Source organism: Natronomonas pharaonis DSM 2160 (assembly GCF_000026045.1).
Lineage (GTDB): Archaea > Halobacteriota > Halobacteria > Halobacteriales > Haloarculaceae > Natronomonas > Natronomonas pharaonis.
This window is the reverse complement of the sequence record NC_007426.1, coordinates 651223-675285: the sequence shown is the minus strand read 5'-3', so window position 1 is coordinate 675285 and position 24063 is coordinate 651223. Positions and strand designations below refer to the sequence as shown.

The window sequence follows — 24063 nt, the reverse complement described above, 5'->3', positions numbered from 1 at the left end:
GTCCGAACGAATGGACGAGAAGACCGAATCACTCCGGGACATCTTCGTGGAAGCGACCGGCACCGACACGGTGACCGAAACGCAGACCGAGACGCCCGGAACGCTCGAACCGGACGGCGATGTTGCCGAACGGCTTGCGGCGGTTGTCGCAGACTGCCGCGAGGAGTCGGCCTTCTCGACAGGCCTCTCGGATACGGAACTTGCGGCGCTTGTCGAGGGGTTCTACCAAGGGGCCGACGACGGCGAGCTCGCTGCGGAACTTTCGGTTCCGGAAGCGACGGTCGTCGATGCCCGACTCGACCTTCGGTTGGTTCGCGATGCGGACACCGATATTCCGGTACCGCTCGACACCGTTGCCGAAGCCGTCGAGGACGACACCGCAATTGCAGCCCTCGCCGACGAGGCTGAAGTCGACACAGAGCGGCTCCGCCGGTGTGTCCGGGCGCTCGCGGCGCAGGCGAGGCGGCGGAACGAAAGCGACCGCTATCGGGACAGGTTCGAAGATATCCTCGTCGATGCCGACCTCGAGTCGTCACACACAGCGGGGACGACCGATGACGGGCTCGAGGACGCCATCGAGGGGATGGAAGTAGACGTACCGCTTTAGCCGGAGATAAACTCGTTGTCGCGCCAGTTGACGGCGTTTTCGGAGTCCCGTTCCCGTGGGTCTTCGACGACTTCGATGCTTGCTTCTCGCTGTTCGCCGTCAACGATGCGGACGGCTTCGAGTTCTCCGTCGACTGTCGCGATAGCTGTTAGCGTCCCACTGTCGGCGTATTTCGCGAGGTCACACAGCACTTCGAACATCGGATACTGCAGCGCGGTGTTCTGCAGCACGGTTTCGCGGTCGCCCTTGAAGCAGGCGTACTCGACGAGCTTCGAGTTGACCTCGACTTCCTCTTCCTGTACCTGTGCGCCGTCGCTGAAGTTGCCCCACTGCGGGCCGTCATCGGAACCGGTCGAGCCGCTCTCGTGGTCCTCCGGCGGCGTCTCCTGCCAGCCGTCCTCGGTCTCGTAGAGCCGGTTTTCGGTGACGCTCGCTTTCAGCTGTGCGGTCGGTGTGTACTTGGAGATATTGTCTTCGGCCGCGATTGCGCTGACAATGAGCGTATTGTTTCGTCTCGTTACATCGACGTCCTCGATTTCGACGGGTAGGTCATACCCGTCGAAAAATTCGTGAACGTCTTCGAGTTGCAGTTCCAGCGTTGAGTGGAGTCTGTAAACACGACTGGTCATGGTATCCCTGTCCCACAGGGGGCAAGCCCCCTGACGCGAGTGGTCCGGATGGACATAGGTGCTCCCCACATATATCACCTGTCCTTCAGAATGAGACGCAATACCACAGGCAGACAACGACGCGAGCGGCCTGTGCTCGTCCGTGCGTCGTATACACAGCAGCCGGAGAGTTAAGCCGCTGGCGGGCCTACGATACGGCAGATGACAGACCACTACGAGGTGACCGTCGTTGGCGGCGGTCCCGCGGGTTTGACGACTGCGCTGTATACGACACGGCTCGGCCACGACACCGCTGTTATCAACCGCGGCGGCGGCCGCGCGGCGATGATGCTCGATACACACAACGTCATCGGAATCACTGAGGATACCTCCGGCAACGAACTCCTATCGAGGGCCACAGAACAGATACAGGAGTACGGCGCGGATTATCACCGCGGTACCGTAACCGACATCCAGTCGACCGACGAGGGATTCGCGGTAACCGCCGGCGACACCGAAGTGACGACGGAACACGTCGTGTTGGCAACCGGCTTCTCGGATAAGCGGCCCGACCCGCCGTTGCCGCGGACGGGCAAGGGCCTCCACTACTGTCTCCACTGTGACGCCTACATGTTCGTCGACGAGCCGGTCTACGTGATGGGGACCAGCGAGTCAGCCGCCCACGTGGCGATGATTATGCTGAACTTTACGCCCGATGTCGACCTGCTCACTCGCGGCGAGGACCCGGAGTGGTCCGACGAAACCGACACACAGCTCCGGAACCACCCGGTCGAAGTTGTCCACGAGGACATCACCGGTCTTGAAAAGGACGACGACGGCTGGCTCTCGGCGTTCGAGTTTGAAGACGGAACCGTTCGCGAATACCGGGGGGGCTTCCCGATGTACGGCTCGGAGTACAACACGGACCTCGCCGAATCTCTCGGCGTCGAGTTGAACGACGACGGTACTATCGGCGTCGACGACCACGGCCGCACGAACGTCGACGGCGTCTACGCGGTCGGCGACGTAACGCCGGGGCACAATCAGATTCCGGTCGCAATGGGTGAAGGAGCCCGCTGTGGCATCGGCAACCACTACGACCTGCGGGCGTTCCCGCGGAGCCTCGACGACATCGAAAGCGAGGGGCCGGTCACCGAGGCCGACGTGCCGGCTGTCTCCGAGAAGCTCAAGGAAGCGGCGACTACTCACGAAGGGCATCCGGGAGCCGGCGAGGCCGCCGGCGACGACTGACGGCGGCGGGCGGTGCTCCAGCGGCCACGCTTATGAACACATTTGTTATCGAGTACCAATATTACTACTGCGTCCAGTGTTGTCTCGTATTTAGTGAATATTAAGGTGGCTGGGAACGACAGAATGCGTATGGAGACACGCAAGGTACAGCGACTGGGGCCGTCGACGCTGGCGATGACCCTGCCCGCCGAATGGGCGAGCGAACAGAACGTCGAGAAAGGCGACGAGGTGTCGCTCCGGATGGGCAGCAAGGGAACGCTGACGGTCATGCCCGAGTCGGTCCAGCAGGAGGAAAGCGAGGCGGTCATTCACGCCCAGAGCCTCGATGCCGACGCGGTAGAGCGAGCCATCGTCGCACAGTACGTGCTCGGCCGCCGCATCATTCACGTCGAAGTCGAGGAGGGCGGCACCCTCGATTCGGCACAGATTAACGCCGTCTACAACGCCGAAACGCAACTGATGGGGCTGGGCGTCATCGAGGAGACGCCGGAGCGCATCGCCATCCGCTGTTCGGTCGACCCGGAGGACTTCACACTGGATAACCTCCTCGAACGGCTGGAATCGACCGGCTCGACGATGCGGAACGAGGGAGTCAAAGCCCTCGCCCACGGGAACCCCGACCTCGCACAGCGGGCGCTCAACCGGGAGCGACAGGCCAACAAGATATTCGTTCTCCTCTTGCGGCTCATCTTCACCGCCTACCAGAACCCGAACCTCGCCCGGGCAGTCGGGCTGAGCTCCGGCTTCCCGCTTATCGGCTACCGTTCCATCGCGAAGAATCTCGAACTGACGGCCGACAACGCCGAGGATATCGCCGAAATCGTCCTCGAAACCGAGGGCCACACCCTCAACGTCGACCAGAAGACGATGCGTCGCATCCGGGAGTTCACCGACGACGTCAACGAGATTACGGAACTCGGCGTCCAGGCCGCGGTGACCCGCGACTACGACCTCGCTATCGAAACGCGGGATGCCTTCGCCGACATCCGGAACCGCGAGGTCGAAATCCTCGACGACCTCGACGAGATGCCCAACGAGGACCTCCTTCGGGTCCGTGAGGTGCTTGTCAGCCTCGGCCAGACCGCCCAGTATGCGGTTCGGAACGCCGAAATCGCGACGAACCTCGCGCTCAACGAGGAAAGCGACCACGTCACGATAAAATAGCGGCCCCTACTCGTCGTCGGCGGCGCTCGGGTGCATCGTCGGCTCGTCGGGGTGGGCTTCGGCGAACGCCTCGGCCATCACCTCCATCGACTCCCGCTCGCGGCGGCGGCGTTCGGCCTCGTCGATTTCCTCACAGCCGGGCGGGACCTCCCGCCCGCGGTCGGTAAAGTATCCGTCCGGCGCGACCCAGTCGTGATAGAACGGCACGTCGGAGTCGTGAACGAGTGTCAGCGCGACATCAGCCCCATCGCCTGCACAGACGACGGTCTGGTGTGCCGCCCCGGCGGTTCGGCCAGCGGCGTAGAGTCCATCTAGGTCGGTTCGGCCGTCGTCATCGGTATCGACGTACGTCTTCGAGCCGCGCTCGGTGAGCCCGACTGCCTCCAGTGGTTCCAGATACGCCGTGTCGGCCCATGAAGCGGCGATGACGTAGTCGGCCGCGAGGTCGAACTCCGTGTCGGCTTCGATGCGGAGCCGAAACCCATCGTCGCCCGGCTCTACGGCGGTCACGAACCCCTGTTCGAAGAGACAGCCGTTGCGCTCGGCCTGCCGTTCCAGCAGGTCCAAAAAGAGCCGGGAGTTGACCCCGGCCGGAAAGCCGGGCACGTTCTCAAGGTGGGCGTTCCGGCGGAGAATCGACTCGCCGTGGTCGATAACGACGGTATCGAGTCCCGCACGGGCAAGGAAGGTCGCAGCGGTCAGGCCGGCGACACCACCGCCGATAACGGCGGCGCGCGGCGGGTCAGCGTCGGTCCCTGTCTCGGTGTCTGCAGCGGTCATACCGCGTCGTTCGACGCCGGGGGGTACAAACGCCCCGGTTCGGCGCGGTGGCGACGGGGAGTGTTTTTGTTCACGAAGGTACCAATTCGACCGTGACACGGTATGTGCTCTACGGCGGCAAGGGTGGCGTCGGCAAGACGACCTGTGCGGCGGCGACAGGCATCGCAAGCGGTCGACGCGGCGAGGCGACGCTTGTCGTCTCGACGGACCCAGCCCACTCGCTTTCCGACAGTTTCGGGGTCGATGTCGGCCCTGAACCGACCGCTGTCGCCGAGAACTGCTGGGCGGTCGAGGTCGACCCCGAATCCCGGATGGGACGGTATCGGGGCCACGTCAGCGCCGCCCTCGACGAACTGGAATCGCTCGGCATCACGCTCGGCGACGACGCCATCGACGATATCGCCGACGCCGGCATCGCTCCCGGAACCGACGAGGCGGCCGCCCTCGACCTGTTTGTCGATTACATGGATGACCCCCGATACGACCGCATCGTCTTCGATACGGCTCCGACGGGGCATACGCTCCGGCTGCTTGAACTACCGGCCGTGCTACAGTCGGCACTAGGTACGCTGGCGAACGTCAAATCACAGATGTCGAGCCTTGCCGACACCGTTCGCGGGATGTTCGGAACCGACGAGAACGACGACGACGGCGACAGCGTCGATGTCGACCTCCAAACGTTGAGCGAGCGGCTCGAACGGGTCGGAGCGGCGCTCCGTGACCCGGAGCGGACCGCGTTCCGGGTGGTTCTCGTGCCGGAGACGATGGCTATCAGGGAAAGCGAGCGGCTCTTTGCGGAACTCGACGCCTACGGCGTTCCGGCGGGACGGGCAGTCGTCAACAAGGTCATCGAGGACCCGACGCCCGGCTGTGAGCGCTGCCAAACACAGTATGCCGACCAGCAAGAGCGGCTGAAGACGGCCGCAGAGCGGTTTGACGTGCCGATTGCGGTGCTGCCGGAGCTGGATGGCGAGGTACAGGGACTCGACGCCGTCGAGACGATTGCCGACCGGCTCGACGCCATCGGCGACGGGTTCACCCCGTAGCGCCGGAACGCTTAGGCCGCCGCGGGACAACCAGCCTGTGTGGACCGTCTCGAAGTCTCGACGAACGTGTATCTCCCGCCGCAAGAGGTCTATGAGTTCTTACTCTGTTTCCGGGAGTACGCGGGCTACACGGAGCATCTGCGGGAGGTCAGACAGCACGGTGACGGCTCGCCTGGCACGCAGTACGAACTCGACTTCTCGTGGTGGCGGCTCGACTACACGGCGCGCTCGGAGGTGACAGCCGTCGAGCCGCCGGGCGATGCCGACCCGCCCTATCGCATCGACTGGCGGGCCGTCGAGGATATTGCCGCCGCCGGTAGTTGGCTCGTCGAGCCGGTCGACCCCAGCGGACCGGAAACGGACGTGACATTCGCCGTCGAGTACGCCCCGCAGTCGGCCGACACGTCACGGCTCGAACTGCCGCGGTTTGTCCCGTTCGACGCGGTCGTCGAGCGGGCGAAACCGTACATCGAAAACGAGGCCGAACGGCTCGTCAAGCGAGTCGTCGCCGACCTCGAAGGCCAAAAGCGGGACGTGGCGCTCGAAATCGAAACGCAGTAGCCGACCGACGCTGCCTACGGTGAGGAGTAGACAGCGGTCAGAACACCCGCGAGCACCCCCGCCGGGATTGCCAGCAGGATGGCGGCTTCGAGGAGAAGCCCGGACAGCGGAACGAGAAACGCAAAAAACACCGCAACCAAGACGCCGACTCCGACCCCGCGTTTCACGTTCCAGTCCCGCCCGGTGGCATCGCCGAAGGCGGCACCGCAACCCTGACAGTACTCCGCGTCGGCGGCGACATCAGCCCCGCAGTTGCTACACTGTGGCACACCCAGTACCGGAACGGCCGCCGCAAAAGCGTTTGCGGTCACGCGGGCGGTCTCTGCGGCTCCGGGGCGTCAGCGAACGCGTTCAGTACTCGAAGTCGGTGTCGATGTCACGGCCGGTTTCGGTCATCTCGACGGCCGCCTGACTGTACTGGAGGATTTTCTGCATGTCGCCCTCGATGTCGAACTCGCCGGACATCATTCCGTCAACCGGCCCGAGTTCGCCCTGGAAGAGCCGCTTCCAGTTGCTGTAGGGGCCACGGAAAATGAAGCCGTACTCCTCGTCGTCGGGGTCGGCAACCTGATAGGCGTCGGTACAGGACCCGTCCTCCAGCCCGAGGAAGAAATACAGCGGGTCGCCGTCGTAGGCGTCGTCGGGTTCGATGATGAAAACGAAGTCGCCGTTGAAGCCGACGCCCCACCCGGAGCCGGCTTCGGTGTAGTCGTCGTTGTCGTCGAGAAGCTCGCCGTACATCTCTATCCACTCGTCTCCCTCGCTGGGGAATGCAATCGACATACAGAAGTGAGAAGACGGTCTGACGGTTGCCAGTTGTCCCGGTTATACGGCGGAGTTTTAAGTCAGTCTGCCGTGCGACCGCAATCGAAGCGGCAGTCCGAGAGTCGACCGCTGTCGTAGCGCGTGGACCGCCACACCACAGTGGTTTTTATCGCAGCGCGCACAAGCGACGGCCAATGCTTGCGGGTACAAACGTCGCGCTGGGCGTGTCGGGCTCTATCGCGGCGGTCAAGACGGTCGAGTTGGCCCACGAACTCCGCCGGCAGGGAGCCGCGGTCCGTGCCGTGATGACCGACGCCGCACGGGGAATCGTCCATCCGTGGGCCGTGGAGTTTGCGACCGACAACCCGGTCGTCACCGAAATTACTGGCAGCGTCGAACACGTCGAGCTATGCGGCTACGACGGCTGGGCCGATGTCCTCCTTTTGGCCCCCGCAACGGCGAATACGGTCGGGAAGGTCGCCGCAGCCGTCGACGACACGCCGGTGACGACGACCGCGACGACGGCGCTGGGCAGCGATGTCCCCATCGTCGTTGCGCCCGCGATGCACGAGCCGATGTACGACCACCCCGGCGTACTGGAGGCCATCGAGACGGTCGAGGCGTGGGGCGTCGACTTCATCGACCCGCGAATCGAGGAGGGGAAGGCCAAAATCGCCAGCGAGGAGGCTATCGTCCTCGGTGTGGCACGGGCGGCCAGCGACCAGCCGCTTGCGGGCCGCCACGTCGTCGTCACAAGCGGTGCCACAAGCGAATCCATCGACCCGATTCGGGTGCTCACGAACCGCTCGTCGGGACGGACGGGCCGAGAGGTGGCGAAGGCGTGCTATGTCCGTGGCGCGGATGTGACGCTTGTCCACGACGGCGAGACCGTTCCCTACGCCGACGTACACCGAGTCGAAAGCGCCGCCGAGATGCTCGATGCCGTCCAAGCGGTCGCCGACGGCGCCGACGCGCTGGTGTCGGCGGCGGCCATCGGCGATTACACCGTCGAGACAGCCGACGAGAAAATCAGGTCGGGACAGACGCTGACGCTGGAACTCGAACCGACCCCCAAGCTCATCGACAGCGTGCGGGAGGCCCACCCGGGGCTGGCTATCGTCGGCTTCAAAGCCGAAACGAGCGGCGATGACGACGCGATGGTCGGGAAAGCACGGGAGACACTCGACCGGGCCGACCTCGATTTCGTCGTCGCCAACGATGCAAGCGTGATGGGCGAATCGAGGACCCGAGTGCTGTTCGTCGACGAGACCGACGTGACCGCTCACGAGGGCGACAAGGCGGCCATCGGGGGCCACATCGCCGACGAACTCGCCTCGGTGCTGGAAGGCTGAAAATCCCGTTGTAGCCACCGGAGGGGTTTCAGTAGCGGGGGGACAGGAGACGGATATGGGACATGCGCTCGCCGCCCTGGGCGACAGTATCGGAACGCTTCGACGGACACCCGCCGCAGCCGGGCTGCTTGGGCTGTTGGCAATCGTCGTCTACAGCCTCTATCTCGGGCTGTGGTTTGTTCCCTACGTCGGCTGGCTGCTCTCGATTGTCGTGTTCGCGCTCGGTGCCGGGGCACTGTATGCGGTCGCTTCGACCGCCATCGACGAGGAGACGGCGTCGATAGCCGCCGCCGTCGATGTCATCCGTGAACGGTGGCTGTCGCTTTTGGGTGCGTACGGGATGCTCATCCTCCTGTTTATCGGCGTCTTGGCGCTTGTTTTCGTCCTGTTGCTGGTAGCGGCAATCGCCGGCGCAGCAACGATGGAGGTTGTCGACGACCCGACAGCAGCCGGCGGGTTCCTGATACTCGTTGCCGTGCTCTACGTCGGGCTCTACCTCCTGTATGCGCTGGTAGCACAGTTTGTTTTCCCCGCGGTCGCTATCGAACGGACCTCGGCGGTCGACTCGGTTGGAACTGCCTACAGCGTCGTCCGGTCGGCACCGGTTTCGGTAGTCGGCTTCACCCTGCTGCGGGTCGTCATCGAGTATGGGTTTCTGATTCTCGGCGTCGTCGGCGCGGCAGCGGTCGCGTACGTGTCCGGCGGCGAGACACTTGCTGAGACCGACCCGGAGGCTGTCGACCCGACGATACTGGCCGGGGCCGTTGATACCGTCGGTATCGTGGTTGCATTGGGCATACTGCTTTTCGGTGCCGCGCTCGGGCAGCTACTCCGCATCACCTACACGGCTGCGTTCTACAAGCGAATCCGGGAGCCGGGAGGAAGCAGCGCTGAAGCGGCTGAGAAGCTCTGAAAGGACACCTGTCAGCAGACGGTATCAGTCGAGAACCCACTTTTCGGAGTAGGTCGTCCCGCACGCACACGCCGCGTAGCCGTGGGCGACATCGCCGTCGGCGTAGATGCCGCCGACGCCCTCGTTTTGTTCCTCGACAAACGCGAAGACGAACTTCACGTAGTGGTCATCGTCCGTATCGGCGTCGGGGCAGGTGCCGCCGGTACAGTCGTCGTCGATTGCGCCGTCGGTCTGCATCGCCATTCCGGCAAAATCCATCGCATCGAGGCCGGTCGCCTGCTGGAAGGCGGCGCGGCCCTCGTCGCCGGGCAACACGAGAACGACGCCATCGTCGACGCGGACGCCGATGTCGAGCAGCGACTCCATCGACCCGACACCCTCCTCGTGGAGGTAGACGAGGATGTCATCGGGGCGCTCGCCGCGGAGGAACGCTTCGTAGCGCTCCTCGACCGTGGACTCGCCGCTCATTGGGGGCTCCGATAATCAAGCATGAAACGGTGCGTTACTCGTCGTCCTCGCCGCCGAGCAGGTCGTCGATGGACTGCTCGCCGCGGGAGACGATGGAGGCGTTAATCTGTCGGGTGTCTTCGGAGACCTCGGCACCGCGGACGGTCACGCGCTTCCGCTCGCCGTCGACGGTCGGGTTGAAGCCGACGCCACCCTCCGAGAGGATGGCAGCGGTCTCTGCGCCGTTGATATCGCCGTGCATCGGGCGACCCGACTGGTCGGAGCCGCCGGTGATTTCGAGTTCGTAGCCCGGGAGCCCGACCGCGTCGCCGTCGACCGTCTCGCCGATAGCGCGTCCGATAAACCGGTTTGCGTCCTGTCCGTCGACCTCGAACGAGTAGGCGGTCCCGTCGTCGTCGCCGACGACGACCTGAAAGTCTGCCATACGGGACGAAACTCGATGCGACGGCAAAAGGGTATTGAAACTCCGCAGCCAGCCGGCAGCGGTCAATACCGACACACGAGACCGGGAAACCGGGTTTATAGCCAGTCGGGTCCAAGGAACGTCGATGGATGAGACGGGAGCCACGGACAGTAAACGAAGACCCAGCGAACGATGAATAAGCGACCGGCGAGTGGCACCGGGCATTCGGTACTCCGCAGGTCCACGAGACGGCAGCTACTCGGCGCGGCGGCCGGAGCGACGGCGGCGCTCTGTGGATGTCTCGATGACAACGGAACGGACCGGACGGAGCCACTTGATGTTTCTATCGGAGATGTCGCAACCTACCGGTACGGGCCGCAACGCCGTGGGGTCGCTGACACAACCGTTCCCGAGACAGCCCCGGACGAGCGGTGGCGTCTCAATACCGACTGGCCCGTCCGGGCGGCTCCGGCTGTCGTAGGCGGTGTCGTCTACCACTGCGGGAACGGCCTCGCTGCGGTCGATGCGGTCGACGGCGAACGGTTGTGGCGCGTCGACACCGACGGGCCGTCCGAGACGCCGCCAGCGGTCGCCGACGGAGTGGTCTTCGCCGGAACCCACCGCGGCCGGCTACACGCAATCAACAGCGACGGGACGGAGCACTGGACGGCGTCGGGAAACGGACGCATCGATGCGGCCCCGGTGGTTGTTGACGGCCGCGTCTACACCGCGAGCCGGGCGACCGACGGCGAGGTGTACGCGTTCGAGGCTGGTGGCCGTGAATGGACACACGAGGCCGTCTACCGCGTCAACTCACCGCCAGCGGTCGCAGACGGACTCGTCTTTGTCGGCGGCTGGGAAGGAGCCGTCTACGGAATCGACGCCGACAGCGGCGAGCGGCAGTGGCGGACTGCGACCGACGGGCCGGTGCTCTCCAGTCCCGCAGTCGCCGACGGCCGTGTCTTTGCCGGCGGAAACGACGGCGTCGTCCGCGCACTTGACGTGGCGGACGGGGACGAGCGCTGGCAGGTCGAGACAGCTGCGACGCCGACCGCGCCCGCGGTCGCTGACGGGAGTCTCTACGTCGGCGACGCTGACGGTCGTCTGCGGCGGCTGGACGCGGCGACGGGCGAGGAGGGCTGGCAAGTCACCGTTGCTTCGGGGATCGGCGTTCCGCCGACAGTCGTCGAAGGGACCGTCGTTGTCGGGACCACCGACGGCGGGGTCGTAGCGGTCGACGCCGCCGACGGCACGGAACGCTGGCGCGTCGACACCGGGGAGCGAATCCGGAGCCAGCCGGTGCTCGCGGCCGGAAGGGTCTTTGTCGGAAGCGGCCGGCGGTTGCTCGCACTCGGCAAGTAGACGAAAAGAGGCGGACGGCGTTAGTCGGACTGTTCGAGTGCCGCCGTCGCGCGCCGGAGCCGCTCGATGTCCGTGTCCATCGGCCCGCGGAGGGCCCGGCGGAGTGTCCGCTCGGGCGTCCACCCGACGATTTCCCGCTCGAAGGTATCGAGGCCGACGCCGAACCGGTCGGCGATGATGGCCGCGGCTCGCTCGCGAGTAGACCCGTCGATGTCGTCCGGGGCGGCTGCGGCTAGCTGCTGCATGCTCGCCTCCCATTCAGCGTCGCTTTGGCCGGCGAAAGCGCGGGCGTCGTCGGGGCGTTCGAGCGCGTCGGGCGCTTGCTCGGCGCAGAAGTACCCCCAGAGGTCGCCACGGAAGTGATGCGAAACAAGCAGACAGAGCTGGTCGATGCGTTCTTCGGCCGGCGGACGGTCGGGCGGCGGGTCGATGCCGAGCGCCGCGTAGTGGGCCTGTATCGCCGCACGAAAATCACGCTCCATGCCGGCGAAGGCGGCCGCGACGGCGCGGACTGCTTCGTTTTCCGCGGGGTCAGTGAGGGACTCGAGCGGGCCCATCAGATCATTGTTGCCGCGGTGGCGAGCATCCACATCGCCATCAGGAACGCGAAGAACACCGCGAACAGTTTCTGTCGGTCCATACGTGGAGTTATCTTCTCACGTCATATAATCTTCTCGCTCAGTACGAACGCGCGAAACGGCTCCGGCGGGGCCGAACCCGAAGCCCCGTATGCCAGCGGGGCGAAACAGCCCGCGGATGGACCGACCCGGACGGGCGACGCTGTGGGTCATTGTCGCCTCCGCGACGCTGACGGTGATGGCAGGGGCGATACTCGGCCCGGTGGTGCCGGGGATTCAGGATGGGCTCGATATTACCGAGTCGCAGGCCGGCCTCGTCATCACGACCCACGCGGCGTTCATCGTGCTTGCGAGCCCGCTGGCCGGCGCAGCCATCGACCGGTTCGGGCCGCGCCGCCCCTACGCGTTCGGACTCGGTATCTATGCGGTCGGCGGCGGAGCCGGCTTGGGTATCGACGCCTACGTGCCGCTTTTGGCTTCGCGGGCCGTCCTCGGCGTCGGCGTCGCCTTCGTCCACACCGGCATCACGGTGCTCATCTACGAGTATTACACCGGGCAAGCGATGGACAGAGCGCTGGGGCTCCGGACGGGAGCAAACAGCGTCGGCGCGGCCGTCTGGCCGCTGGTCGGTGGCGCACTGGGAGTCATTGCATGGCAGGTCCCCTTCGCCGTCTATCTGGTCGCCGCACCGCTGGGGGTGGCCGCGCTCCTCGTGCTGCCGGAGCCGCTCGACGCAGCCAGCAGCGAAGCAGCCGGGGGCGACGCGTCCACAGCGGCCACCAGCGACGACGCACCCGCAACGGTGGACGACGACAACGACAACACACCCGCAACGGCCAGCGGCGTCGTCGGCGTGTTCGCGTCCCGGCCGTCGCTGCTGGCGGTGTATCTGCTCTATGGAGCCGCCAACGCGCTGTTGTACGCCATCGTCGTTTTCTATCCGCAGTTGCTGGAGACGCTCGGCGTCGCCTCTGCGCTCGGAATCAGCCTTTATTTGTCGGCCAACGGCGTTGCCGGCGGCATCGCGGGAGCGTCCTACGACCGGCTCAAGCAGGCCACCGGGAGTCTATGGCTCGTCGCCGTCGCGTTTCTCCTGTGGACCATCGGTTTCGGGACCGCGGCGGTCGTCGAATCGCCCGCCGCCGCGTTCCTTCCTGTCGTGCTGTTCGGTATCGGGTTGGGGCTCGTCTTCCCGTCGTCGTTCGTCTGGGTCGAACGGCTCGCACCGACAGACAGACAGGGGCAGTTCGGCTCCTACGTTGCGATGGCCGGCTACATCGGGCAGTTCTCCGCACCGGTCGTCTTCGGCCCGCTCGTCGCGCCGTTCGGCGTCAGGGCTGTCTTTTCCGCGGCGGCGCTGGCTGCCGTGGGTGGTCTCGCAGCCGTCGGGGTCGCCCTCTGGCGGTCGAATCAGTGAACGCGGGCGTCGACGACGCCGTGGACGACACCGGCGCTGTGGCTCTTGACCGTCCGGGTCGCGAGTATCTCGACCGTCCGACCGGCGGCCCCAGCAGCCTCGGTCAGCCGGTCGCGGGGGCGGGCCGGAAACGCCGGTTCGGGCGTCGCCTCGTGGAGGTGAACGACGCCATCGGGGGCCAACGCCGAAAGCGCCGCGTCGAGATACTCGTGAGCGTCGTAATACCCCATCACGACGCGGTCGGCCGTGGTCGCAACGTCGCGGCAGTCACCAAGCACCGGACGCACCGCGTCTGAAACACCGTTGAGCTGGAGGTTTTCGACGAGCAACCGGTAGGCATCAGGGTCGATTTCCGCTGCCGTGACCGTCGCGCCGGAGCGAGCCATCGGGAGGGTGAAGTAGCCGATGCCGGCGAACATGTCGAAGACGCGCTCGCCCGGCGTGACGACCTCACCCATCCGGGCGCGTTCAGCCTTGTTACCCGGCGAGAACATCGTCGACTCGAAATCGATGGCGTATTTCGTCCCGTGCTCGACGTGGACGGTCTCCGTGTCGCCGATGCCCGCGACAACCGCTACGTCGGGGTCTCGGCAGCGGCCGGAGACGCCCCCGCGAGCCAGCACCGTATCGGCGTTGGCGTGTAGCTCAAGGAGCGTCTCGGCGACCAGCGTCCGTTCGTCAGCATCGAGTGTCTCGGGCGCGGACACGTCACCGAAATCAACGAGGATGATGCTGCCGATGACCGCCCACGAGGAGGGGGCGGCCTCGATGGTCGCCGCATCGACGCCGTGGGCTGCAAGCAGGTCAGCCAAATCGCGTGACCGGGGCGGTAGCTCGACGTGTTCGACGCGTTCGACGGCCGTATCGGTCGGCGGGGCCGACACCGGCACTGCGACGTGGTCGTCGCCGTGGGCCTCAATCCGCCGGCTTGGGTCGTATCGACCCTCGTTGCGGAGCGCCTCGATGACCGTCTGTGTCTGTGGTTTCTCGACGATAGCGGCGAGGTCCGCGTCGGCGCTGCCGTCCGTCATAGCTCGTCGTCAGGGAGGACGTGGAGCCCCTGCCGGTGTTTCAGGACCGGCACTTCATCCGCGTCGGGGTCGAGATACGACGGGCGCGGCACCGTCTTCGACTCGAAGGTTTCGGGGTCGAGCACCTGCACAGCGTGGGCGTCCTCGACGGCGACAAGCGTCGTCGATTCGGCGTCTTCGCGCGTGCCGAGCGTCCGGGCGTCGGGGTCGATTCCCTCCTCGAAGTCGGCCTCGTAGCGGTCACCGGTCGCCAGTCGGACGCCCTTGAGGTTGCCGTGGGCGCTCGTCACGAGCACCGGGCCGTCGCCGTCATCGAGGTCGATGACATCGCCGGGCGTGTACGGCGGCAGCCGCGCGGTGAACGTAACCCGATAGACTTCGTTGCCGTCGCCGTCCTCGGTGACGAGCGTGGGAGCCTCCGAGACTGTGCCGCCGAGTTCGGCGACGATGCGCTTTGCGATACCCTGTCCCATCTGGTTTGTCGATATCTTCATATCGACGCCGTCGTCGGTCCGGCTCGTCTCCGTGATGAAGGCGTTGCGGTCGCCGGTCGCCTCCCGCTCTGCGATGTAGGACTCGGCGATTTCGACCGCGCGGTCGTTTTCGTCCGTGGTCGGCGTCCGGTCGGTACCGCGAACCTGAATGATGCTGGCGTAGTAGTCGCCGGCGATGCGACCACAGCGGTCGCAGGTCTCGCGGGCGACATAGACCGGCACGGTAACTTCCTCGGAGACGGCGGTTCCGCGGATGACACCGCTGAACAGGCAGTGCATTCGGATGGTGTTTTGGTCGACCTGCTCGGGTTCGACACCCCAGTCGACCTCGCGGGCGTCGACGTGGACCGCAAGCCGGTCGGCCGTCTCCTCGACGGCGATGTCGGTGTAGTCGCGCGCGCCGACATCGACCCAGCGATTGCCGCGATGGAGCGCGCCACACTGGCTACAGACCCGTACCTCGATGCGCTCCGGCGCGTCGACGAGGTCGAAATCCTCGAAGTAGCAGCCGTCACACAGCACGGCATCGGGGTCGGAGGGGCCGGACGGGAGGTCGATGTCCGACGGACGCGAAATCTCATCGCCACAGCGCGGACAGAACTCCCCGGAGCGTGAACCGGAACTCATGACGCGTTGCTACCGGTCCAAGGCGGTTAAGTCGCCCGGAGCAGCGGCCACTACCGATACCCCTCGGTCAGCCGCTCGACGTATTTGGCGACAACGTCGACCTCGATATGAACCGGGTCCCCGACCGACTTCGACGACAGCGTCGTCAGCTCGTAGGTTGCCGGAATCACGGCGACAGAGAAGTCGTCCGCTCGCAGTTCGGCGACGGTCAACGAGATGCCGTCGACGGCTATCGAGCCTTTGTCGACGACGTACGGAGCAAGCGACGACGGCAGCGAGAAGCCGAACGTCCAGTCGTCGCCGTCGGTCCCTTCGATGGCGGTCACCTCGGCGACGCCGTCGACGTGGCCCTGCACGAAGTGGCCGTCGAAGCGGCCGTCGGCGGGCAGCGCGCGTTCGAGATTAACCGGGTCGCCGACCGCCACCTCGTCGAGATAGGTCTTTTCGAGCGTCTCTTCGGAGAGAAATAACTCGAAGCTCTCGTCGTCCCACGCTTCGACGGTCAGACACGCGCCGCTTATGGCGACGCTTTGGCCGTGTTCGAGTTCGTCACAGAACGGGGCGGTAACGCGGATTCTGCGGCCCTCGTCGGTGTCTTCGACGGCGGCGACGTCGCCGGTCGCCTCGACGATTCCGGTGAACATACACGCGCTTGGGGCGAGGGGGCCGAAAGGCTATCGTCGGCGGAACACTGCAGTCACCGCGCCGGTGACGGCGCCGGGTCGGTGTAGCGCCGCACCGCGCCCGTGATGAGGTAGACAAACGGCGTATCGACGACAGCGATGAGCAGTTTCAGGAGGTACTGGCCGACCATCAGCGAGACGACGGCGGCAGCCGGGAGTTCGGGACCGAGGCCGACGTATTGGGGGAAGACCCAGAAGGCGATGCTGACGAAGATGACGGTGTCTAGCAACTGGCTCGTCCCCGTCGAGGCGATGTTACGGAGCCACAGGTGGTCGCCGTCGGTCAGCTCGCCGAGGCGATGGAAGACGACGACGTCGTAGTTCTGGCTGACCACATAGGCCAGCAGGCTCCCGGCGACGATGTTCGTCGACGCGCCCAAAACCAGCTCGAAGGATTCGGGGTCGATGCTGGAGGGGGCCGCCGGAGCGAGAATCGTACTCCAGACCAACGCGAGCACGAGGAAGTTCATCGCGAACGCGACGTTGACGAGTACCTGCGCGGCGCGTTTGCCGTAGAGCTCGGTGTAGCAGTCGGAGGCCAGAAACGTCAGTGCATACGCCAGCGCCGCGCCGGGAAGCGCCAACTCAGCGCCCGCAAGCGGCAGCGCAAACGGCAGGTCGAACGACAGTACCTTCGCGGCGGTGAGCTGGGCGGTCGCCAGCGAGGCGACGAAGACGGCCGCAAGGAAGACTGCGCCCGCCGGCGGGGACGGGCGACGGGCGGTATCACTCATCGTTCTCATCGAGCCGGTCGTGTCGAGCGTCGATCTCGTCGAGCATGTCGAGCGTTTTCCGGATAGAGGCACGGACGGCGTCGCTTCGGTTGACGAACTTGCCGTCGTCGCCGACGTGTTCGTCAAGGTCCGCAAGCAGCTCCTGTGGGATTTCGACGCTTATCTTGGGCATACCTGAGGAATACCCGAGGAATAATAAAACCGCTTCGAAGCGACGCGCTGCTGGTCTCTGTGAAACTGTTCGGCGTGGCACCGGTCAGTCGGCGGGTTCTACCTGTCGCCGCTCCCGCCGACCGTCGAGCGTGAGCATCCACAGCAGTCCGAGCCCGACCCCGTAGGCGAAGACGACGGGGATACCAAGCAGGAACATCGTGAAGATGCCGCGCGGCGAGAAGACGGCCGCGAGCCCGAACACGAGGACGACGAACTCCCGCCAGCGGGTTCGCATCGTCAGGTAGGGCACGATGCCGCCCCGGTAGAACAGCAGCATCGTGGCCGGAATCATCGCGAGGATACCGATACCGACAGTCAGGAAGAACACCATCCAGCCGTAGTTGTTGATACGGTAGGCGATGACCATCCCCTCTCGGCCCGCCGTGAGGACATCAGCAGCGAGCCACGAGATGACCGCCGGAGCGACATGGAAGAAGCCGAGATAGCTACCGATGCCGAGCGCGGTCACGAGCGTGCCGCCCCACACCAGCAGTACCCGCCGGTCGCCGCGGGCGAGGCCCCGTGTCTTCAGCGACGGCCATGCGAAGTACAGCAACAACGGCAACACGGCGGCAACGCCGAGGACGACTGAGACTTTCACCATGAAGATGAGCGCCTCGACCGGATGGAGCGTAACGATAGAGACCTGTTCGGCAGTGAACTGTGATGGCATCCGGCTGACGAACTGTTCGTGGAGGACGCCGATTCCCCCGCGGTAGAGGAGGAAGAACGTCGCAGCCATGATGCCCGCGAAGACGCCGAACAGGTAGAATGACTTCGAGGTGATGCTGTCGACGACGAAAGCGATATCGTAGGCGTAGCCGCCGACATCGTCTTCGTCGATGTCGTCTTCGCTGAACGCATCAAGGACACCAGCGCCTCGGCTGGCGAGGAAACTGCTCTCCGCCTCGTCGCCGGCAGCGGCGGCAGTAGCGGCACCATCGCCAGCGGCATCGTCGGCAGCGTCGTCGTCAACGTCCCGGTCGGCGTCCGCGTCCGACGCCTCGGCGGCTTCCTGCGCTTGGTCGAAGCGGTCGAGGATAGCCTGCGCGCGCCCGTGCTCGTCGGCTTCCATGGCCTGTCCGGCTAGTGCGACGGCGCGGTCCTCGTCGAGGTCCTCGAAGACGGCGTCGGGAGCCGCACGGATGCTCGCGGCGTCCAGTTCCTGCAGGTCGATATCCTCGGGGTCGTCAGCGATGAGCGCGTAGCCGTCGTCGGTCGACTGCAGGCCGCTGTAGACGAGGTAGCCGAATCCTGCGGCCGCAAAGACAGCGCCGTAGATAGCGCCAGCGATACCAAGATAGATCGTCTCGGCGATGCCGTAGCCCTCGCCGGGCGGCAGGAACCGATAGCTCGAATCGACAGCGGCGAGGGCGTCATTGACCGCAAGGTAGCCGCCGTAGGTGTAGAAGGCGTAGACGGCCGCCGCGCCGACGACGAACAGCCCGGCGAGGATATTCCAGCGGGCTCTGGCGGTCCCCTTGAGGTCGATGGCATCGCTGGACCGCTTGGCCGTAACGACGATTTTTGAGATATACAGCGAGACGCCGTACAGTGTGACGAGCGGAACACCCCACATGATTTGGGTGAAGGGGTCCGGTGGCGAAAACAGCGCCCCGAAAGCGAAGATACCGATAACGGCGTATTTCCACTTATCCCGGAAGGTCTCATAGCGGACGATTTCGCTGTACGAAAGCGTCCCCATGAAGAGCGGGAGTTGTGCTGCCAGCCCAAAGGAAAACGCCAACAGGAAGATGAACTGCGCCCACATCGAAATCGAGTACGTGGGCTGGAAGCCGGCGTTGACCGCGTTGCCGGCGAGGAACGAGAACATGATGGGGAAAAAGAGGTAGTAGGCGTATGCGATACCGCCGACAAAGAGCGTGGCGCTGGCGATGACGAAGGAGACGGCTTTCCATCGGGGGATGTTCTGCGGCCAGTAGCCTCTCGCCTTCAGCGAGTTGCGGCTGAAGTAGGCAAGCGCCGGCAGCATAATGATAACCCCAGCCGCCAGTCCGATTTTCGCCTGCAAGAGAATAACCTCAAACGGCGTGATGGCAACGACGACGATGTCCGGATGGGCGTTCAGGTCCCGCTTGAGAATATCCCAAATATAGAGCCGCAGGGCCATGAACGTCCCCAGAAAGCCGAGCAGAAAGACGATAAAGACCTTCTGCAGATGCTTCTGTGCGTTCCGCAGAAGAACGCCGAGCGAGGCACGGCCCTGCGCGACCGTGCGGGCGACATCATCGTCTACAGCGCTAGACACGGTGCCCCGTAGTCTACTCGCAGTTATCAACCTTTTCCGTTCGGTACGAGACGGCGTCGGGGGTTGCTTTGTCGGCTGTCGACAGCAATGGTCGAGAGAGAAGGCTTACAAGCGGCGGGAACCGACCGGAGCCTATGGTAGAGACCGCCGACGGGAGCTACGACGCCGACGAGGGTGTCGTCGGCGACGGCCCCGAAAGCGACGAGGAGATGCCGCTGGCGGACCACATCGAGGAGATGGTCTACCGGCTCGGCGTCGTTCTCGTCGCCGTGGCGGTCGTCGCGGGCGTCGTGTTCCCGTTTGCGGCCTACATTATCGACTTCCTGTGGTATTCGGTGCTTCCCGGCGGCGACATCGCCCGGCCGCGGGTGTATCACCCGCTGGGGCTCATTCTCGCGCGGTTAAAAGTGGCGACGCTTGCTGGGTTTGTTATCGGGCTTCCCGTCTTCGTCTATCAGACGTACCTGTTCATGCGCCCGGGGCTCTATCCGCAGGAGCGTCGCTACTATCTCGCCTCGGTGCCAGCGAGTCTCGTGCTCGGAATCTTCGGCGTCCTCTTTGCGTACTTTCTCATTCTACCGGCCATCTTCACGTATTTCCTCACCTACTCGCAGGACGCCGCCGTCATCGCCTTCGGGCTGACTGAGACGTTCGACCTCATCGTCCTGATGATGGGGCTTTTCGCGGCGGTGTTTCAGATTCCGCTGTTCGTCATGCTGGCGATTATGATGGGGCTTACCACCCGAGCGTGGTTGGCAGAAAAGCGGCTCTACTTCTGGGGTGGCTTCCTTGGGGTTGCCTTCCTCTTCAGTCCCGACCCGACCGGCATGGCCCCGTTCCTCGTCGCGCTGACGATGATCGGGCTCTTCGAGGCGACGCTGCTCGTGCTGAAGTGGGTCGGTCGGTGAAGTGCCTCGGGGTCAAGCCCCGTGGCATTCGCCTTGCAATTCTGTAAAGCCCTCGGGAGCGGCTAGATGCGCCCGAGAACGTCCCGGTTTGCCGCCTCGTATCTAAGCCGCCCGTCGGCAACCTGTGCCCGCCGCTGTCGCGCCCACGCGTCGGCATCGAGGCCCGTCTCGCCGACTGCGGTCCGAATCGTCTCGATGAGATGCCGGAGAACAGTCCGTTCTGCCGCCGTGTACGGCGGCTCAATTCGCCACGGAGAGGCGGCGTCGGCAAGCGGCTCCGCGAGCGCCGCCCGCAGGCGTCGGGCCGCTTCCGGATGCCCGGGGCGGTAGCTCCGCATGTGCTCTTCGTACCGGGCGAACACCTGTTCGTCGGGCTCCATCGGTGGTGCGACGGTCGTTTCGCCGTTGTACGTTATCGGCGCGTACACGAGGTCTGTACAGGGGCGGAACGTCGAAAGCGCCCGCTCGATGTCGACGATATCGAAAAACGCGTTTCCGACAACGGCATCGAAGCGTCGGCGGCTACCACCGATGTGCTCGAAGACATCAGCGACGACGAACTCGACTGTGAGGTCTCCGAGCGACACCGTGTCGCCGTTTCGCGTTGCGTCCGGCCGACCGGCGAGGCGGTCACGGCCGGCCGTGACGGCGGCCGCGTGGCTATCGACGGCGACCCACGTCCCGGCGTCGAGGAGCCCCCACTCGAAAAGCCGTTCCGGCATCGTCGCGGTGCCGCAGCCGGCTTCGAGCACCGTCGGGGAGGCCGGCAGCGCGTCGACGAACGCCGACAGTACATCCCGGTCCAGCGAACGGTCATCAAGCGGGCGTTTGGCCTCCAGATAGCTCACGTGGTCTGACATTGTGCCTCCAAGAAATCGACGGCGTCGTCGAGCGTCACTTCCCATGTCGGGTGTTGCTCAAAGGCCGAAAGCGCCGCTGTCGAAATCGCAGCAAGCGTCTCGCGGTCCGCGAGTTCGGCCAATCGGTCAGTGATGGCGGCCGGCGATTCCGGCGGGACCAGACAGCCAGTCTCGCCGTCACGGATGAACTCGGCTGGGCCGCCGTTGGTCGTCGCTATCGGGACGCAGCCGTAGCCCATCGCCTCCAGATACGCCATCCCGAACGGCTCGTATCGCGACGGAACGGCGAGAGCGTGCCCACGACGGAGGTGGGCTGCAACCTCCGCGTCGGGAAGCCGGCCGGCATACGTCACGCGGTCGTCGATGGCGAGCCGTCGGGCCAGTTTCCGGGTCGACGCCGTATACGCAGGGTCGACAGTCGTGTCGCCGACGACGGTCAGCCGCCAGTCGGCGTCAAGCGCCGCCAGGCCCTCCAAGAGCGTATCGAGGCCCTTTCGTTCGACGACGTTGCCGAGAAAGACGACCGAAAGCGGTCCCTCACCGGCTCGCTGTCGGACGGACGAGCGGCTGGGCCGCGGCAGGTCGAAGCGGTCCCGGCCGGGCGGGATGACGGCCGTATGCGGCGGTGACGCGAGCCGTGTCCCCGCCTGTTTTGTCGCGGCGCTGTTGTAGATGGCGGCATCACAGCTCCGGAGGAACGACCGCTCGGCGACACGGACCGCCAGCGGTGCCGTCGACGCCGCCTGTGACCGGAGCATGTGGACGACTGCGACGGTTGGCACACGAAGCACTCGGTTAACAGCCAACAGCGCCGGCTGTGCCAGTCCGTCCTCGACGACGACATCGAATCGGCCGCGAAGGTCGAGACGCCGCGGCGAGAGGGCGGCAAGCAGCTGGCGGCCGTAGGAGCCACGCGGCACGGAAACGACGGTCACGTCGTGGCCGCGTGCGGACAGCCGCTCGCGGAGCCGCCGGTCGTAGTAGAAGCCGCCGGAGCCGCTGTCGATGTCGCCGGCGACGACGAGTCCAACGTGCATCAGTCGACGGCTGCGGTGTAGCTCGCGACGGCAGTGTCGTCCTCGCTGATGGCGACTGTCAACTCCGTCACGGCGGGCGCTTCGAGCGACGAGAGGTCCGCAAAGAGAGCGACCGCCAGCCGCTCGACGCTGGGGTTGCCGTCGAGATGGTCGTTCAGCGTCTCGTCGCGGTACGTCTCAGCGGCTGCTGACAACGCCTCGCGGGCGGCGTCGATGTCCAGCAGATAGCCGTGCGGTCCGAGTTCGGGCCCGCGGAAGGTGACCTCCGCCTCGAAAGTATGGGAGTGAAGCGTCGCCTCGTCGGCAGGCGGGTCCGGGAGCGTCAGGAAATGCTGTGCGACGAACGTTTCGGTGACGGTGACAGTGAACATCAGTAGGTAAGCAAGACCTGTAGCGTCTCGTTGGGGTGTTCGGTCAGCTGTCGGTACGCGGAGCCGGCCTCGGCCACATCGACGCGGTGGGTGATAAGCGGCCCAAGGTCAAGCGACTGGAGCCGACGCCAAGCGGTCTTTCGGCGGCGGGTGCGGTCCCACCGCCCCCGAAGCGACGGGTCGATGGTGCTGACTTGGCTGCTTTCGATGCTGATTCGGCCTCGGTGGTAGTGGTCGCCGAGACTGAGCGGTTCGCGTTTCGTCCCGTACCACGAGCCGACGAGCACGCGGCCGTCGTACCGGGTCGCCTCGACCGCCGATTCAAGCGTCTGCGGCTGGCCGCTGACCTCGATTGCGACGTCAACGCCGTCTGTCAGCTCTTCGACGGCTGCCGCGGCGTTCTCGGCTGTCGGGTCGACAGTTTCGTCAGCCCCCATTCGTGCGGCCAGTTGGCGGCGAAACGGATGGGGCTCGACGGCAACGAGCGTCTCGAGCGGCAGCTCAGAGAGCAGCGCCGTCGTCAAGAGCCCGACAACGCCCTGTCCGAAGACGGCGACGCGCTCGCCGAGCCGCGGTGACGCATCGAGCGCAAAGTTGACCGCCGTCTCGACGTTGGCAAACAGCGCCGCCTGTTCGGGAGAGACCCCCTCAGGGACGACATGAAGCGCCTCCGGCTCGGCACGGAAGTGGCTCTCGTGCGGATTGAACGCAAAGACAGTCCGGTCGTGCCAAGCCGGGGCAACCTCCGCGCCGGTCGCAACGACACGGCCGACCGCGGAGTATCCGTATCGAACCGGATACGAAAGCGTCCCGTCGAGCGCCGGCAGCGATTCGTCGGCAAGCGTCTCCGAATCGACATCGCCGTGGTAAACGAGAAGTTCTGTCCCGGCGCTGATGGCGGAAACGAGCGTTTCGACGACGACGCCCTCCGGGTCAGGCTCCGGCGACTGTAACGGAACGACGTCGACGTCTTCAGGGCCGATGAACTGGACCGCACGGCCGTCGGTCGTGCTCACGGAACATCCCCCAGTCGAAACACGGCGTCTGCGTGAGCGGACACAGAACACGATATGCCACCCACCAACATTGTTTTTGTGCAACCACCCACTAGTAACCGGGTTACTGAATCAGAGAGACAGCCGACGGGAAACGTGAAGGGCTCCCGCCGAGTAATGGTAGCTGATGACACGGAATGCAAGCGGGGAGGCGGGGCAGTTAACGCCGCTCCACTGGGTCGGCATCGGTGCGGCACTCGTGACCGCCGGGGTGCATTTCTTCCTCGGCGCGCAGGACCTCGACGGTCTCTTCGGCATTTCGTTTCTATTCGCCGGCATCGGGTTTCTCGCCGGTATCGCAGCCATTGTCGTCGGCTGGCGGCGACGGCTCGTGTACCTCTTGGGAGTGCCGTTTACCGCCGGGCAGATTGTGCTGTGGCTCGCGCTGAATCAACCGATTCCACCTATTTCGGCCCCCGAAGCCGTCGACAAGGTGGCCCAAGTGGTCCTTGTCGCCGTGCTTGTCGTGCTGCTGTACCGCGAGGGACTCCCGGGACGGTGAGCGC

Annotated in this window: 28 protein-coding genes; 11 read left to right on the top strand and 17 right to left on the bottom strand. The window is 65.2% G+C overall.

Annotated elements, in window-relative coordinates; all coding sequences use genetic code 11:
• Positions 1-10: 10 nt before the first annotated feature.
• Complete coding sequence (locus NP_RS03475; protein WP_011322422.1) at positions 11-607, top strand: hypothetical protein; 597 nt, start codon at positions 11-13, stop codon at positions 605-607.
• On the opposite strand, the gene NP_RS03470 is transcribed toward NP_RS03475, so the two are convergent.
• The gene (locus NP_RS03470; protein ID WP_011322421.1) at positions 604-1236 is read right to left on the bottom strand and encodes a DUF7110 family protein; all 633 of its coding nucleotides are present in this window, start codon (positions 1234-1236) and stop codon (positions 604-606) included. The two genes, NP_RS03475 and NP_RS03470, sit on opposite strands and share 4 nt — an antisense overlap.
• Before the next feature lie 192 nt (positions 1237-1428).
• Between NP_RS03470 and NP_RS03465 the strand changes: the two genes are divergently transcribed.
• Positions 1429-2466, top strand: coding sequence for an NAD(P)/FAD-dependent oxidoreductase (locus NP_RS03465; protein ID WP_394296337.1), 1038 nt, complete (start codon positions 1429-1431; stop codon positions 2464-2466).
• Between the two features lie 129 nt (positions 2467-2595).
• Positions 2596-3630 (top strand): phosphate signaling complex PhoU family protein, encoded by a 1035-nt coding sequence (locus tag NP_RS03460; RefSeq protein ID WP_049939460.1) that lies wholly within the window; start codon positions 2596-2598, stop codon positions 3628-3630.
• Positions 3631-3636: 6 nt separating this feature from the next.
• Here NP_RS03460 and NP_RS03455 read toward each other — a convergent pair whose 3' ends face one another.
• Positions 3637-4410 carry an NAD(P)/FAD-dependent oxidoreductase gene (locus tag NP_RS03455; protein WP_011322418.1) on the bottom strand — a complete coding sequence of 258 codons (774 nt, stop codon included), beginning with the start codon at positions 4408-4410 and terminating at the stop codon, positions 3637-3639.
• 92 nt (positions 4411-4502) lie between these two features.
• Between NP_RS03455 and NP_RS03450 the strand changes: the two genes are divergently transcribed.
• Entirely contained in the window at positions 4503-5456 is a 954-nt protein-coding gene (locus NP_RS03450) for an ArsA family ATPase (RefSeq protein ID WP_011322417.1), read from the top strand.
• Between the two features lie 39 nt (positions 5457-5495).
• Positions 5496-6017 (top strand): SRPBCC family protein, encoded by a 522-nt coding sequence (locus tag NP_RS03445; protein WP_011322416.1) that lies wholly within the window; start codon positions 5496-5498, stop codon positions 6015-6017.
• A gap of 14 nt (positions 6018-6031) precedes the next feature.
• Here NP_RS03445 and NP_RS03440 read toward each other — a convergent pair whose 3' ends face one another.
• Positions 6032-6286 (bottom strand): zinc-ribbon domain-containing protein, encoded by a 255-nt coding sequence (locus tag NP_RS03440; protein ID WP_049939458.1) that lies wholly within the window; start codon positions 6284-6286, stop codon positions 6032-6034.
• A gap of 82 nt (positions 6287-6368) precedes the next feature.
• Complete coding sequence (locus NP_RS03435) at positions 6369-6800, bottom strand: SCP2 sterol-binding domain-containing protein (RefSeq protein ID WP_011322414.1); 432 nt, start codon at positions 6798-6800, stop codon at positions 6369-6371.
• A 176-nt stretch (positions 6801-6976) separates the two neighbouring features.
• On the opposite strand from NP_RS03435, the gene coaBC reads away from it, so the two are divergent.
• Positions 6977-8134, top strand: coding sequence for a bifunctional phosphopantothenoylcysteine decarboxylase/phosphopantothenate--cysteine ligase CoaBC (gene coaBC, locus NP_RS03430; RefSeq protein ID WP_011322413.1), 1158 nt, complete (start codon positions 6977-6979; stop codon positions 8132-8134).
• 55 nt (positions 8135-8189) lie between these two features.
• Positions 8190-9047 (top strand): DUF7847 domain-containing protein, encoded by an 858-nt coding sequence (locus tag NP_RS03425; protein ID WP_011322412.1) that lies wholly within the window; start codon positions 8190-8192, stop codon positions 9045-9047.
• Between the two features lie 24 nt (positions 9048-9071).
• On the opposite strand, the gene NP_RS03420 is transcribed toward NP_RS03425, so the two are convergent.
• The gene (locus NP_RS03420) at positions 9072-9515 is read right to left on the bottom strand and encodes a DUF5807 family protein (protein ID WP_011322411.1); all 444 of its coding nucleotides are present in this window, start codon (positions 9513-9515) and stop codon (positions 9072-9074) included.
• A 34-nt stretch (positions 9516-9549) separates the two neighbouring features.
• A complete protein-coding gene (locus NP_RS03415) occupies positions 9550-9939 on the bottom strand; it encodes a 30S ribosomal protein S6e (protein ID WP_011322410.1) in 390 nt (129 codons plus the stop codon).
• Between the two features lie 171 nt (positions 9940-10110).
• On the opposite strand from NP_RS03415, the gene NP_RS03410 reads away from it, so the two are divergent.
• On the top strand, positions 10111-11280 hold the full coding sequence (locus NP_RS03410) for an outer membrane protein assembly factor BamB family protein (RefSeq protein WP_011322409.1): 1170 nt from the start codon (positions 10111-10113) through the stop codon (positions 11278-11280).
• A 20-nt stretch (positions 11281-11300) separates the two neighbouring features.
• Here NP_RS03410 and NP_RS03405 read toward each other — a convergent pair whose 3' ends face one another.
• Positions 11301-11837 (bottom strand): hypothetical protein, encoded by a 537-nt coding sequence (locus NP_RS03405; protein ID WP_011322408.1) that lies wholly within the window; start codon positions 11835-11837, stop codon positions 11301-11303.
• Between the two features lie 199 nt (positions 11838-12036).
• Between NP_RS03405 and NP_RS03400 the strand changes: the two genes are divergently transcribed.
• On the top strand, positions 12037-13275 hold the full coding sequence (locus NP_RS03400) for an MFS transporter (RefSeq protein WP_049939456.1): 1239 nt from the start codon (positions 12037-12039) through the stop codon (positions 13273-13275).
• On the opposite strand, the gene NP_RS03395 is transcribed toward NP_RS03400, so the two are convergent.
• The 6 genes from NP_RS03395 to tatC (NP_RS03370) all read right to left on the bottom strand — a co-directional run bounded on the left by NP_RS03395 (position 13269) and on the right by tatC (NP_RS03370) (position 19326).
• Positions 13269-14306, bottom strand: coding sequence for a class I SAM-dependent methyltransferase (locus NP_RS03395; RefSeq protein ID WP_011322406.1), 1038 nt, complete (start codon positions 14304-14306; stop codon positions 13269-13271). The genes NP_RS03400 and NP_RS03395 overlap by 7 nt on opposite strands.
• Complete coding sequence (locus NP_RS03390; RefSeq protein ID WP_011322405.1) at positions 14303-15427, bottom strand: 60S ribosomal export protein NMD3; 1125 nt, start codon at positions 15425-15427, stop codon at positions 14303-14305. The genes NP_RS03395 and NP_RS03390 overlap by 4 nt, the downstream gene beginning before the upstream one ends.
• Positions 15428-15477: 50 nt before the next feature.
• Positions 15478-16071, bottom strand: coding sequence for a riboflavin synthase (locus tag NP_RS03385; protein ID WP_011322404.1), 594 nt, complete (start codon positions 16069-16071; stop codon positions 15478-15480).
• Positions 16072-16124: 53 nt separating this feature from the next.
• Positions 16125-16844, bottom strand: a complete 720-nt coding sequence (locus NP_RS03380) for a queuosine precursor transporter (RefSeq protein WP_049939455.1) — start codon at positions 16842-16844, stop codon at positions 16125-16127.
• A complete protein-coding gene (locus NP_RS03375) occupies positions 16837-17016 on the bottom strand; it encodes a ribbon-helix-helix domain-containing protein (protein WP_011322402.1) in 180 nt (59 codons plus the stop codon). Before NP_RS03375 ends, NP_RS03380 begins: the two co-directional genes overlap by 8 nt.
• 84 nt (positions 17017-17100) lie before the next feature.
• Entirely contained in the window at positions 17101-19326 is a 2226-nt protein-coding gene (gene tatC, locus NP_RS03370; RefSeq protein ID WP_011322401.1) for a twin-arginine translocase subunit TatC, read from the bottom strand.
• Between the two features lie 134 nt (positions 19327-19460).
• Here tatC (NP_RS03370) and tatC (NP_RS03365) point away from each other — a divergent pair, with 134 nt between their 5' ends.
• Positions 19461-20234, top strand: a complete 774-nt coding sequence (gene tatC, locus NP_RS03365; protein ID WP_011322400.1) for a twin-arginine translocase subunit TatC — start codon at positions 19461-19463, stop codon at positions 20232-20234.
• A 62-nt stretch (positions 20235-20296) separates the two neighbouring features.
• Here tatC (NP_RS03365) and NP_RS03360 read toward each other — a convergent pair whose 3' ends face one another.
• Genes NP_RS03360 through NP_RS03345 form a run of 4 tightly spaced genes read right to left on the bottom strand, consistent with a single transcriptional unit; the run spans position 20297 to position 23518 of the window.
• Complete coding sequence (locus NP_RS03360; RefSeq protein ID WP_011322399.1) at positions 20297-21094, bottom strand: class I SAM-dependent methyltransferase; 798 nt, start codon at positions 21092-21094, stop codon at positions 20297-20299.
• Positions 21079-22131: a glycosyltransferase family 4 protein gene (locus tag NP_RS03355; protein ID WP_011322398.1), complete on the bottom strand. Its 1053-nt coding sequence runs from the start codon at positions 22129-22131 to the stop codon at positions 21079-21081. Before NP_RS03355 ends, NP_RS03360 begins: the two co-directional genes overlap by 16 nt.
• Entirely contained in the window at positions 22131-22502 is a 372-nt protein-coding gene (locus tag NP_RS03350; RefSeq protein WP_011322397.1) for a 6-pyruvoyl trahydropterin synthase family protein, read from the bottom strand. The genes NP_RS03355 and NP_RS03350 overlap by 1 nt, the downstream gene beginning before the upstream one ends.
• Positions 22502-23518, bottom strand: a complete 1017-nt coding sequence (locus tag NP_RS03345) for a zinc-dependent alcohol dehydrogenase (RefSeq protein WP_011322396.1) — start codon at positions 23516-23518, stop codon at positions 22502-22504. The genes NP_RS03350 and NP_RS03345 overlap by 1 nt, the downstream gene beginning before the upstream one ends.
• Positions 23519-23684: 166 nt before the next feature.
• Here NP_RS03345 and NP_RS03340 point away from each other — a divergent pair, with 166 nt between their 5' ends.
• Positions 23685-24059 carry a DUF7475 family protein gene (locus NP_RS03340; protein WP_011322395.1) on the top strand — a complete coding sequence of 125 codons (375 nt, stop codon included), beginning with the start codon at positions 23685-23687 and terminating at the stop codon, positions 24057-24059.
• Positions 24060-24063 lie beyond the last annotated feature (4 nt).

Coding starts and splice junctions, on each gene's coding strand:
- NP_RS03360 (WP_011322399.1), bottom strand. CDS start 21,094: ATGTCAGACCACGTGAGCTATCTGGAGGCCAAACGCCCGCTTGATGAC.
- tatC (WP_011322400.1), top strand. CDS start 19,461: ATGGTAGAGACCGCCGACGGGAGCTACGACGCCGACGAGGGTGTCGTC.
- NP_RS03340 (WP_011322395.1), top strand. CDS start 23,685: ATGACACGGAATGCAAGCGGGGAGGCGGGGCAGTTAACGCCGCTCCAC.
- NP_RS03470 (WP_011322421.1), bottom strand. CDS start 1,236: ATGACCAGTCGTGTTTACAGACTCCACTCAACGCTGGAACTGCAACTC.
- NP_RS03425 (WP_011322412.1), top strand. CDS start 8,190: ATGGGACATGCGCTCGCCGCCCTGGGCGACAGTATCGGAACGCTTCGA.
- NP_RS03455 (WP_011322418.1), bottom strand. CDS start 4,410: ATGACCGCTGCAGACACCGAGACAGGGACCGACGCTGACCCGCCGCGC.
- NP_RS03400 (WP_049939456.1), top strand. CDS start 12,037: ATGGACCGACCCGGACGGGCGACGCTGTGGGTCATTGTCGCCTCCGCG.
- NP_RS03385 (WP_011322404.1), bottom strand. CDS start 16,071: ATGTTCACCGGAATCGTCGAGGCGACCGGCGACGTCGCCGCCGTCGAA.
- NP_RS03375 (WP_011322402.1), bottom strand. CDS start 17,016: ATGCCCAAGATAAGCGTCGAAATCCCACAGGAGCTGCTTGCGGACCTT.
- NP_RS03415 (WP_011322410.1), bottom strand. CDS start 9,939: ATGGCAGACTTTCAGGTCGTCGTCGGCGACGACGACGGGACCGCCTAC.
- NP_RS03380 (WP_049939455.1), bottom strand. CDS start 16,844: ATGAGTGATACCGCCCGTCGCCCGTCCCCGCCGGCGGGCGCAGTCTTC.
- NP_RS03355 (WP_011322398.1), bottom strand. CDS start 22,131: ATGCACGTTGGACTCGTCGTCGCCGGCGACATCGACAGCGGCTCCGGC.
- NP_RS03390 (WP_011322405.1), bottom strand. CDS start 15,427: ATGAGTTCCGGTTCACGCTCCGGGGAGTTCTGTCCGCGCTGTGGCGAT.
- NP_RS03435 (WP_011322414.1), bottom strand. CDS start 6,800: ATGTCGATTGCATTCCCCAGCGAGGGAGACGAGTGGATAGAGATGTAC.
- NP_RS03350 (WP_011322397.1), bottom strand. CDS start 22,502: ATGTTCACTGTCACCGTCACCGAAACGTTCGTCGCACAGCATTTCCTG.
- NP_RS03420 (WP_011322411.1), bottom strand. CDS start 9,515: ATGAGCGGCGAGTCCACGGTCGAGGAGCGCTACGAAGCGTTCCTCCGC.
- NP_RS03460 (WP_049939460.1), top strand. CDS start 2,596: ATGGAGACACGCAAGGTACAGCGACTGGGGCCGTCGACGCTGGCGATG.
- NP_RS03405 (WP_011322408.1), bottom strand. CDS start 11,837: ATGGGCCCGCTCGAGTCCCTCACTGACCCCGCGGAAAACGAAGCAGTC.
- NP_RS03475 (WP_011322422.1), top strand. CDS start 11: ATGGACGAGAAGACCGAATCACTCCGGGACATCTTCGTGGAAGCGACC.
- NP_RS03395 (WP_011322406.1), bottom strand. CDS start 14,306: ATGACGGACGGCAGCGCCGACGCGGACCTCGCCGCTATCGTCGAGAAA.
- coaBC (WP_011322413.1), top strand. CDS start 6,977: ATGCTTGCGGGTACAAACGTCGCGCTGGGCGTGTCGGGCTCTATCGCG.
- NP_RS03410 (WP_011322409.1), top strand. CDS start 10,111: ATGAATAAGCGACCGGCGAGTGGCACCGGGCATTCGGTACTCCGCAGG.